This window comes from Endozoicomonas sp. SESOKO3 (genome assembly GCF_024606255.1).
The window spans coordinates 1-9,711 of record NZ_JAHHPR010000057.1 but is presented as its reverse complement, the minus strand read 5'-3'; the positions used below and the strand labels follow the sequence as shown (position 1 = coordinate 9,711).

General features: G+C 47.3%; 14 protein-coding genes. 3 read left to right on the top strand and 11 right to left on the bottom strand.

Annotated elements, in window-relative coordinates:
• Nucleotides 1-12 precede the first annotated feature (12 nt).
• The 6 genes from KDK18_RS01000 to folC form a co-directional block, all read right to left on the bottom strand.
• The gene (locus KDK18_RS01000; RefSeq protein WP_257252540.1) at nucleotides 13-180 is read right to left on the bottom strand and encodes a hypothetical protein; all 168 of its coding nucleotides are present in this window, start codon (nucleotides 178-180) and stop codon (nucleotides 13-15) included.
• Nucleotides 173-679, bottom strand: a complete 507-nt coding sequence (locus KDK18_RS00995; protein ID WP_257252539.1) for a hypothetical protein — start codon at nucleotides 677-679, stop codon at nucleotides 173-175. Before KDK18_RS00995 ends, KDK18_RS01000 begins: the two co-directional genes overlap by 8 nt.
• Nucleotides 672-1,004, bottom strand: a complete 333-nt coding sequence (locus tag KDK18_RS00990) for a nucleotidyltransferase domain-containing protein (protein WP_257252538.1) — start codon at nucleotides 1,002-1,004, stop codon at nucleotides 672-674. The genes KDK18_RS00995 and KDK18_RS00990 overlap by 8 nt, the downstream gene beginning before the upstream one ends.
• Nucleotides 1,005-1,128: 124 nt before the next feature.
• Entirely contained in the window at nucleotides 1,129-1,620 is a 492-nt protein-coding gene (locus tag KDK18_RS00985) for a hypothetical protein (RefSeq protein ID WP_257252537.1), read from the bottom strand.
• The gene (locus KDK18_RS00980; RefSeq protein ID WP_257252536.1) at nucleotides 1,617-1,898 is read right to left on the bottom strand and encodes a nucleotidyltransferase domain-containing protein; all 282 of its coding nucleotides are present in this window, start codon (nucleotides 1,896-1,898) and stop codon (nucleotides 1,617-1,619) included. The genes KDK18_RS00985 and KDK18_RS00980 overlap by 4 nt, the downstream gene beginning before the upstream one ends.
• A gap of 442 nt (nucleotides 1,899-2,340) precedes the next feature.
• Nucleotides 2,341-3,660 (bottom strand): bifunctional tetrahydrofolate synthase/dihydrofolate synthase, encoded by a 1,320-nt coding sequence (gene folC, locus KDK18_RS00975; protein ID WP_257252535.1) that lies wholly within the window; start codon nucleotides 3,658-3,660, stop codon nucleotides 2,341-2,343.
• 103 nt (nucleotides 3,661-3,763) lie between these two features.
• Between folC and KDK18_RS00970 the strand changes: the two genes are divergently transcribed.
• The 3 genes from KDK18_RS00970 (at nucleotide 3,764) to KDK18_RS00960 (ending at nucleotide 4,956) form a co-directional block, all read left to right on the top strand.
• Complete coding sequence (locus tag KDK18_RS00970) at nucleotides 3,764-4,198, top strand: DUF29 domain-containing protein (RefSeq protein WP_257252533.1); 435 nt, start codon at nucleotides 3,764-3,766, stop codon at nucleotides 4,196-4,198.
• Between the two features lie 243 nt (nucleotides 4,199-4,441).
• The gene (locus KDK18_RS00965) at nucleotides 4,442-4,693 is read left to right on the top strand and encodes a CopG family ribbon-helix-helix protein (RefSeq protein ID WP_257252532.1); all 252 of its coding nucleotides are present in this window, start codon (nucleotides 4,442-4,444) and stop codon (nucleotides 4,691-4,693) included.
• Nucleotides 4,690-4,956, top strand: coding sequence for a type II toxin-antitoxin system RelE/ParE family toxin (locus KDK18_RS00960; RefSeq protein ID WP_257252530.1), 267 nt, complete (start codon nucleotides 4,690-4,692; stop codon nucleotides 4,954-4,956). The genes KDK18_RS00965 and KDK18_RS00960 overlap by 4 nt, the downstream gene beginning before the upstream one ends.
• Nucleotides 4,957-5,103: 147 nt before the next feature.
• On the opposite strand, the gene accD is transcribed toward KDK18_RS00960, so the two are convergent.
• The 5 genes from accD to KDK18_RS14590 all read right to left on the bottom strand — a co-directional run bounded on the left by accD (nucleotide 5,104) and on the right by KDK18_RS14590 (nucleotide 9,652).
• The gene (accD, locus tag KDK18_RS00955) at nucleotides 5,104-6,033 is read right to left on the bottom strand and encodes an acetyl-CoA carboxylase, carboxyltransferase subunit beta (protein WP_257252529.1); all 930 of its coding nucleotides are present in this window, start codon (nucleotides 6,031-6,033) and stop codon (nucleotides 5,104-5,106) included.
• A gap of 90 nt (nucleotides 6,034-6,123) precedes the next feature.
• Nucleotides 6,124-6,927, bottom strand: coding sequence for a tryptophan synthase subunit alpha (gene trpA, locus KDK18_RS00950; RefSeq protein ID WP_257252542.1), 804 nt, complete (start codon nucleotides 6,925-6,927; stop codon nucleotides 6,124-6,126).
• Between the two features lie 17 nt (nucleotides 6,928-6,944).
• Nucleotides 6,945-8,174 carry a tryptophan synthase subunit beta gene (gene trpB / locus KDK18_RS00945; RefSeq protein WP_257252528.1) on the bottom strand — a complete coding sequence of 410 codons (1,230 nt, stop codon included), beginning with the start codon at nucleotides 8,172-8,174 and terminating at the stop codon, nucleotides 6,945-6,947.
• Nucleotides 8,171-8,782 (bottom strand): phosphoribosylanthranilate isomerase, encoded by a 612-nt coding sequence (locus KDK18_RS00940; protein WP_257252526.1) that lies wholly within the window; start codon nucleotides 8,780-8,782, stop codon nucleotides 8,171-8,173. The genes trpB and KDK18_RS00940 overlap by 4 nt, the downstream gene beginning before the upstream one ends.
• Nucleotides 8,783-9,052: 270 nt before the next feature.
• Nucleotides 9,053-9,652, bottom strand: coding sequence for a KTSC domain-containing protein (locus tag KDK18_RS14590; RefSeq protein ID WP_257252525.1), 600 nt, complete (start codon nucleotides 9,650-9,652; stop codon nucleotides 9,053-9,055).
• Nucleotides 9,653-9,711 lie beyond the last annotated feature (59 nt).

The window sequence follows — 9,711 nt, the reverse complement described above, 5'->3', positions numbered from 1 at the left end:
AACAAATATAAGCTACAGGTCAATATTTTCAGGAGGTTTCATGATTTTTCCCTGCGATACTGCCTCTTGCAGCCAGCCGGGTAATGTGTGATCAAGTGTCTGCTGATGATGGTATTGAGATTCCAGCAATGTTAATGACTGTTTGAACTTTCCGTATTCGATTTTAATGTTGTCAGCCACCGTTGCACTCCCCAGGCAAAACGGCACCATAACGCAAGGCAAAATCCCGAATATTGTGGTAGACCTTTAACAACTCGCTGGCCAGCGGCACGGCCCGGTTCAACGTCTCGGCATTCAGTTCACTGTCTTCCGGGTAGTCATGGGCAAAAGCATTGCGCATCTCACGAAATAAAGGCCATTGGGCTGCATTATCAATGGCCCCTATTTTTTCCAGCCGGTTGAGCTTGTCGATAAAGGTGTTCAGTGCCCCCTGCTCTCCCACTAAATCCAGCACGTGAGGAAAGAGTTTTGCCCCTATGGCATCCTGTAATTTACTGAACCGGGTGGAAAATTGGTCCATGTAAGCCACTTCAGTCGGGGTAAGGTTGTCAAATGCATTGACACTTAATGGAAACAGGCTTTCCACTTCGGCCATCACCCATTCAAGACGCAAGGCATGTCGGTCACAAATCCAGAGGGTGCGCCCGGTAACGTCTGCAATGTGTCGTCCGCTACTCATTCATTACCCCAGCTCTGTTGCCATTGAGTTGAATCCCGGTACTTCTGGCTTCATGGTGAATCGCTTCCCGGCGTTTTCCTCGTCGGTAAATGACCAGGTCAATTTTCTGGTCACCGATGTGCTGTTTGATGTCCACCAGGCTGTGGAGTTTGGCATCAAAAACCGCTTCCGGACTTTGCAGGTCGGTTTCTATATAGAGATCAATATCACCGCCACGCTGGTTATCATCAACTCTTGAGCCGAAGAGCCAGATGTCAGTTTTGGCACCAAAGTAATGCTGAAGCACGTTGCAAATATGGGCCGCATGTTCGTTTGTGATTCTCAATGGTATTAACCTGTCGTATACACCCACGAGAAAATCATGAAAGTGCCTGCCCAGCAAGGACTTCAGGGATTTTCATGATTTTTCCCTGTCCTAAACCCTGACTACAACATCAGCAAGAGTGATGCTAACCACCATCATACCGCCGACAATACCCCCTAACCCTCTCAGCAACATCAAGCAATACTGGCACAAATTTGAGAACCTGAGGAAAAATCAGGCTCAAAGCCTCTGGCTGATATTCATGGGCAATACTGTTTCTCAGTTCACGAATTTCTATAAATTCAATGGCGTTATTAATCAGACCTTTTTTCTCAGCCCGGTTGATTCTGTCGCGAACGGTACCTCCATGCTCCAGATCTATAACATCGATCAGGCGGAATATTTTCTGCAGCAAGATGTCATTAAAACGGGCAAAGCGAGCGGTGAGGGATTCAAACTTTTCCAGATCTTCAAGCTCTGGCATGTTTTCCTTTTCAAGGCTCACAGACTGGCAACGAGCCAAAGACCATTCAAGCAACTCCTCCATGTGCTTCATGCTTTCCAACTGTTGCTGCAATAGCAACAACTGGTCTTCTTTTATCGCTACCCGTCGTTTTTCGGCTTTGCCTTCATTCACAGAGAAACTCCTTCTGCCAATGCTATTCGAGTAAATGGGTCAGAATCATCAGCAGCAATGACCAAGTCTATTTTTTGTTCTCCCAGCTTTTCATAGAGCGCTAACCTGATCTTCTGTTTATCCGCCGAGTTCAATTTATGCGACAGAATCAGTAAGTCTATATCCCCACCTCTGGCCTGGTCATCAACTCTCGATCCAAAAAGCCAAATTTCAGCATCAGGGTCAAGCTGCCGGATAACTGTCACAATGGCTTGCTGCTCGGATTTAGTCAATCGCACCAGACACTCTCTCAATCATTGCTTAATTTTCACCTGCCGACTTCTTTAAGCTGGCTGAGCCAGTTCTGACAACAAACAAACCTCTTGCATAAGCTTCGGATTTTATGATGGTTGACATTCTCGCCGAGCAAGACTTTTACTCTTTAAAATTCCGAAAAATAAAAAATATACCCAGCATTTATTCACGCTACCGCCCTTCAGATTACACTCTCTCTGAAAAGCAGCTTAAAAATTACCTACTATTTATTGACTAAATAGCTCTAGCAGGTATTGCAAAACCAGGAAGTTTGTGATCGACAGACTTATCTAACCATCACGCAGCATTACGATAAAGGGGTTAATCCTACACATGATCATCAGTGAAAACCACCTGCATTAAACGACAACTTTACAAAATAACCTTAAATACACTCAGGAAAACGAGACAATAATAGAAGATAAATCAATTCGAAGGAGAAACTTCAGCACCACCGCACAAAATTGCACCAACCATCAAAAACGAACCCACAACAAGCACCCTGTCCCTGCTAGTTGATACTTCTTTTAGTTGCTGAAAACCTAACTCTACATTTTCAGCGATAACAGGCAGTAGTTCAGAATATCTGGCAACCGCTTCACTCAGAACAGTCTTATCAAGCGCTCTGGGCGAATCAAAATCGGCAACCACCCACTCATCGACCACTTCAGACAGAGACTCGATAACTCCGTGATAATCCTTATCTTTGTAGATCCCAATCAGTGCACGAGTTTTTCCTGAGACCGGATCTGCCTTCAGGCGCTCTGCCAGCTTTGTTGCTGCCTGCGGATTATGCGCAACATCGAGAATAGCCTGAACTTTTTTCCCCCTTTTATTGATCTCCATCACTTTTTCATAACGACCAGGGAGGCTCGATATTTTTAAACCTTCTACGATTGCATCACGGCTTACAGCATCAGGTAAAAACTGAATTGTTTGCAGAGCAGTAGCAGCGTTATCAATAACTAATGCGGGCATAGGCAGGTCGACATACTCAATACATTCACCCGTTTTGTTTAAACCCTTCCAACTCCATGTTCTACTTTCTTCTTTTAGCTCGAATTCTTTATCTCTTCTGTACAGAGCTGACTCCAGCCTGACAGCTTGATCGACGATACTGCCTGGAGTCTCCACACCACCAAATATGGCTGGTTTTTCGGAGCGAAAAATACCTGCTTTTTCTTTTGCGATCGCTTCAATACTGTAACCCAACCAGTCCTGATGATCCAACCCTACTGTAGTGATTACGGAGACATCCGGCTCAATCACATTAGTGGCATCCAGACGACCGCCCAGCCCAACCTCCATAAGCGCAATGTCTACTTTTTCTTTCTGAAAAACATCTACGGCCAACAGCACTGCGAATTCGAAATAGGAAAGCCAGTCACCGCCAAGCCCGTCGTTCACTTTTTGAAAGGAGGCACACAGGCTTTCATCGCTTGCTTCAACACCATTGACTTTAATACGCTCATTGAATCTGTGCAGATGCGGAGAGGTGTAGACGCCTACTTTGTAACCAGCAGCCGAGAGAATAGACTCAAGAATAGCGACCGTTGACCCCTTACCATTAGTGCCACCAACCGTGATAACGAAAGGAGCAGGTTTTGTAAGATCCAACCTTTCAGCCACTTTTCTTATACTGTCCAGCCCAAGTTCCATTTCGTGTTCAGGCCGGGTGTTTTCCAACCAGTCAAGCCAATCAGACAGCTGCTCGAAGGGAGGCTGACCGTTTTGCTGGTATGTCATGCAGGGGATTCCTTAGAAGAACATCTTGGGGGACGTATGGTTGCATATTTGCTCAAATCATTCTACATCTGACCTTCGGGTGAATCCATTGTGGGGAATTTCGATGACTCAACAGCTTTACGAGACTGATTTTTATAGCTGGACACAGCAACAAGCCAATTTAATCCGTCAGGGTCGACTGGGAGAACTGGATTTGGATAACATTCTCGAGGAAATCGAAAGCATGGGCAGAAGCGAATATCGCCAGCTGAGTCATCGACTGGACGTATTGCTCATGCATCTTTTGAAGTGGAAATTCCAACCTGAAAACAGGAGCACAAGCTGGCAGGGCTCAATCAAAGAACAAAGATTCCGCCTAAAAAAATTCATTGAGGAAAATCCGGGACTTAAGCCCAGACTCCCTGAGGCAGCTGCCGAAGCTTACGACGCTGCAAAAATCAGAGCATTCAAAGAGACTGGCCTACCAGAAACGACATTTCCCACACAATGCGAGTGGCCCTTTGAACAGGTGATCAATGATGAATTTTGGCCAGACTAACTCATTAATAAATATCTAGTGTAGTGCGACTAACTAACAGTACATAAAGACTCGTAGCAGCTATTGCTGATGTCATTCCAACCACTCAAATCGTTCTACGTCTGGCTTTGAACGGGTGATCTCTAATGAATTTTGGCGAGGCTAAACATGCCTCAAATTAAATACCCCTGAGCTTATTATTGTTATTTGTGAAAGGTCGTACTACCCTGAACTACTATAAAATACTCCAGAGAGAGCAGCACTATGCCCATGGCAGTCAAAAGCGTAAAATTTGAACAGGAAACACTTGATAAACTTAATGAGCTAGCACGGATAAGAGATCGAGACGTCTCTTATCTAATCCGTGAAGCTGTGAATGATCTGATTGACAAGACAGCGTGGCAAATAGAAGAGGTTGAAAAGACACTAGAGGGTATTGACTCTGGGGAAGTCTCTACAAGACCACTGGGTGATTTTTTGACAGAAGCCAAAGAAAGCCTGTCTAAAAAGCCATGAAGTCAAGAATATCAAAACGAGCCGAGGATGACTTCCTCAATCATATCGAACGCCTTGATCGACTAAACCCAGATGCTGCAGGCAAAATCGCTCAATCTATACTGGCTACCCTGGAGCAAATTGAAGCATTCCCAGAGGCAGGCCATAAGGAACGCTTATATCGAAAGCTACCTGTTGCCGGAACTGAATACGTAGTTTACTACCGTATCAGTGCAGACGTAGTAGACATAGCCAGAATACTGCACTCAAAGCAACTCAGATGATTTTAAAAAACCTCTGCGCTCACTCGAATTTAAAAAAACAGCAACTTCAGGACGCATAGCCACATTAACCCGGACAACGTATATTCACCGTTGTACAAGATCAAGAAAAAAGCACTTTTTGAAATCTCCGGGTCAACTCTACAGGCATCACCCAGTCGCAGTAATCACCTCTTCTCCATCAGTACCGAATTCCGGATCCGACTCAACAGGCACAGAAGCCATCCCCTGCATTTTTCTGCAAAGTCGAGCAACCGTCGAACGCATTTCGCCCCGATCAACAATCATATCGATTGCCCCATGCTCCAGCAGAAACTCACTGCGCTGGAAGCCTTCAGGCAACTTTTCACGAACCGTCTGCTCGATAACGCGCGGACCCGCAAACCCGATTAACGCACCGGGCTCGGCAACATTCACATCACCCAACATTGCCAAAGAGGCAGATACACCTCCATAAACGGGATCTGTGAGCACAGAGAAATAAGGTACTCCCTGTTGTTTCATTCGCTCTAATGCCGCACTGGTTTTTGCCATCTGCATCAGGGAAAACAAAGCCTCCTGCATGCGGGCACCACCACTGGCTGAAAAACAAACAAAAGGAACCTTGAGTTCCAGACTCAGCTCTGCGGCACGGGCAAACTTCTCGCCAACAACAGAACCCATTGATCCACCCATAAAGCTGAATTCAAAAGCCACAGCAACCACAGGCAGACCATCCAGCTGGCCTTTCATAGCGACCAGAGCATCTTTTTCACCCGTCTGCTTTTGAGCAGATGCCAGACGGTCCTTGTATTTCTTTGAATCCCGGAACTTGAGCTTATCGACAGGCTCTATCTCAGAGAACAATTCTTCAGTAGTGCTTTTGTCCAGAAAGTACTCCAGACGCTTTCGGGCACCGATACGCATGTGGTGACTGCATTTTGGACAAACGTACAGATTTCTCTCAAGCTCTGGGCGATACAGAACCGACTCACACTTAACACACTTGCGCCATAATCCTTCTGGCACATTACTGCTCTTCTGCTGACTTGTAGAACGTGACAGCGAAGGTATCAATTTATCGACTAGCCAGTTACTCATTCACGCTACCTGTCTATTGGCAAGATTGAAAATAGAGAGCGCCTGAATGTTCAGGGCACTCCCTATTGTCTATCGCCTTAATTCATCGGGTTAACCTTTATCCATTGCCTGACGCATTGCTTGTAGATGACCAGAGACCCGGTCGATAGCACCTTCGCCCTGGCGTTGGTAATTGGCCAGCTCGGATACCAACAGGGACCCTACTACCACACCATCTGCAACCGAAGAAATGGCTGCTGCAGACTCACCATCACGAATACCAAAACCGACACCAACAGGCAGGTCGGTAAACCCTTTGATGTGAGCCACTCTGGACTGAACACTGCCGAGATCCAGCTTGTTTGAGCCTGTCACTCCCTTCACTGAAACGTAATATACGAACCCTGAAGCAACAGAGCAGATCTTTTGAATGCGCTCATCGGTGGTAGTGGGCGTAATCAGGTTGATCATATCAATCTGCCTGGGCTTTAAATGCTCAACCAGACCGCCAGCAAACTCCGCGGGCAAATCAACAATCAGTACACCATCGACACCGGCTTCAGCGGCCCGCGCAGCAAACACCCCATAACCCATAACTTCTACCGGGTTAAGGTAGCCCATCAGGACAATCGGGGTCGTATTATCGTTTTCCCTGAAGCGAGTTACCATTGAAAAAACGTCATTCAATGTAACACCTTGTGATAATGCGCGCTCATGAGCCTCTGCAATCACCGGTCCGTCAGCCATGGGATCTGAAAATGGGAAACCCAGTTCGATCAGGTTAGCACCACTGGCTACCATCTTGTGCATGATGTCTACGGTCTTATCCGCCGGATCACCCGCCGTCACATAGGGCATCAAAGCCTTACGACCTTCCGAAGACAATCGCTCAAAGCATGGTTTAATTCTCATTATGATTTCTCCCTCAATGCTTAGAACGAAAGTCCATCAATTTCAGCCACAGTATGAATATCCTTGTCGCCCCGACCAGACAGGTTGACAAGAATAATCTGATCTTTCTCCATGGTTGGAGCCAGCTTCTCAGCAAAAGCGAGGGCGTGAGAACTCTCAAGAGCCGGCATAATACCTTCCATACGTGTCAGGCTTCTGAATGCAGCCAAAGCCTCATCATCTGTTACGCAGGGATATTCAGCACGACCCACAGATCTGAGATGACTGTGCTCGGGGCCTACTCCCGGGTAATCCAAACCAGCCGATACTGAATAGCTTTCAGTTATCTGACCATCGTCGTCACACATCAGGAAACTGCGCTGCCCCTGGAAAACGCCCTGCCTCTCTCCAGACATTCTTGCAGCATGCTCTCCAGACTCAACACCGTGACCACCGGCTTCAACACCGTAGATTTTGACGTCTTCATCCTGCAGGAATTCGTAGAACAATCCCATAGCGTTGGAGCCACCACCCACACAGGCCACCAGAGCGTCGGGCAGACGCCGGGTCATTTCCAGACATTGCCTGCGAGCTTCACGCCCAATAACACTCTGAAAATTACGCACCATTTCCGGATACGGATGAGGACCACAAACCGTTCCCAGAATATAAAAGGTTTCTTCCGGACGGGTTACCCAGTCACGGAGTGCTTCGTTGATAGCATCTTTCAGTGTTTGAGAGCCACTCTCTACCGGCACAACTGTGGCCCCAAGCAGCTTCATTCGGTAAACATTCAACGCCTGACGTTTAACGTCTTTGGCACCCATGTAAACGATACATTCCAGACCCAGCCTCGCGGCAACCGTGGCGGTAGCTACACCATGCTGACCTGCACCGGTTTCGGCAATGATCCTCTTTTTACCCATGTGTTTGGCCAGCAGCGCCTGACCAATTGCATGATTGATCTTGTGGGCACCGGTATGATTCAGATCTTCACGCTTCAGGTAGATTTGTGCACCACCCAGACTTTCAGACCAGCGCTCAGCATGATAGAGCGGTGAGGGCCTGCCTACGTAATGAGCCAGATCACGGTCAAAATCAGCCTGAAAATCGGGGTCATTCCAAAGCTTCTTGTAGGTCAATTCCAGCTCTTCAAGAACACACATGAGTGTTTCTGCGACATAGCGTCCACCAAAACGACCAAAATGACCGGATTCATCCGGCAGCTCGTGCAACTTTTTATAATCCAGAGTCTTATAATCTACAGTCATTGTTTTACCGCCTCGACAAAGGCTTTCATCTTTTCGGGGTCTTTGCCCCTGTCATTCTCTACACCACTGCTGACATCGACAGCAAAGGGCGCAACCTGTTCTATGGCTTGCGAAACGTTCTCAGGATTCAGACCACCCGCCAGAATAACGGGCTTATCCAGACTGTCCGGTATCAACTGCCAGTCAAAAGCCTCACCGGTTCCGCCGGGTATACCTTTACGATAAGAATCCAGAAGCAGACCACAGGCACCGGGATAAGCGGCAGCACTTTCCTTAACAGACGTCCCGGGACGTACTCTGAGTGCCTTGATATATCTTCTTCGCCATCGCTCACACTCCTGATCGGTCTCATTGCCATGAAACTGCAACAGATCCAGCGGGACGTGATCCAGAACCTCCCGGATAACGGATTCCTCAGCGTCAACAAACAAACCCACCAGGGTGATAAAAGGTGGGATTGCCGTGGCAATTTCTCGAGCCTTACGGACGGTCACAAACCGCTTGCTGGGCGCATAAAACACCAGACCCAGTGCATCAGCACCCGCATTAACCGCTTCCAGCGCTTCTTCTACAGAGGTGACTCCACAGACCTTGATCCGAGTCTTCAACGATACCTCTCCTAATGCCTATAGCTGATAAAGAACGCCAATAGCATTCGATGACAGCGAACTCTCCCGATCATCAGACAAACCGGTTCAATAAGGTTTCTATGATGAGTAAGCGATGGGAGTCATTGAACAGGATGCTTCCATACAGCTTCCCCCTGCAGGAGCAGGAAATGAAACAGGATCTGAAAGCAGAAGGTGGATGTTAGCAGAAACAGCCGACTCTTGTCTCATACTGAAAAGACAAGAGCCAAATCAAGAGTAAGACTCACCTCAGTTCAAACGCCTGGAAGGGTATTGCCCCCTGATGGCCAGATTGTAATAACGACCGACAGAGTCAGCAGACAGCAAATCCTGATAGACACTCTTAGGCACATCGTAATATCGATAGAGACTGTCACTACCCACAAACTCGATTTCCAGTATCCGGGCTGTTGGATCATAGCCTGCAGATGCCAGCGCCGATGAGTCTACCGGCTGCCGATCAAAGGGTAAGGTTTCCAGACTGTAGGCAACGCTTCTGATCTGGTCCTTCAACAACTGGCCACTGGGATCACCTAAAACATAACTCATCCCAAAGCTATGATTTTTCCAGTCGACGCTCACAGTACTGTTTGTTACATTGGCAGGTAAAGGTCCAAAGGCAGCGCTTCTCAATAAATTAATCACCAGATCATCAGAAAGCGTCAGGTATCGGGTCACACTCTGCTGATCAACCGGATGACTCAAGGGATAACCTACCTGACTGGCCGGAGTCGCCACTGACACCATGCCCATTAACTTCAACTCATTCCAGGCAATACCGGCAGTCGAAGTCTGATAAACTGAACGCCAGGCCTCATTACCATAAAAGTTCCCCTGAGAATGAGCCACTAGCAGCCTGTCGGACTTAAGACTGTCCTACTGCGGTTGCAATAAATTGGTCTAAAAAT

What these genes read in the sequence shown, in the direction of transcription:
- KDK18_RS00960 (WP_257252530.1), top strand. Translation starts at nt 4,690, where the DNA reads ATGAAGTCAAGAATATCAAAACGAGCCGAGGATGACTTCCTCAATCAT.
- KDK18_RS00970 (WP_257252533.1), top strand. Translation starts at nt 3,764, where the DNA reads ATGACTCAACAGCTTTACGAGACTGATTTTTATAGCTGGACACAGCAA.
- folC (WP_257252535.1), bottom strand. Translation starts at nt 3,660, where the DNA reads ATGACATACCAGCAAAACGGTCAGCCTCCCTTCGAGCAGCTGTCTGAT.
- accD (WP_257252529.1), bottom strand. Translation starts at nt 6,033, where the DNA reads ATGAGTAACTGGCTAGTCGATAAATTGATACCTTCGCTGTCACGTTCT.
- KDK18_RS00995 (WP_257252539.1), bottom strand. Translation starts at nt 679, where the DNA reads ATGAGTAGCGGACGACACATTGCAGACGTTACCGGGCGCACCCTCTGG.
- KDK18_RS00965 (WP_257252532.1), top strand. Translation starts at nt 4,442, where the DNA reads ATGCCCATGGCAGTCAAAAGCGTAAAATTTGAACAGGAAACACTTGAT.
- trpB (WP_257252528.1), bottom strand. Translation starts at nt 8,174, where the DNA reads ATGACTGTAGATTATAAGACTCTGGATTATAAAAAGTTGCACGAGCTG.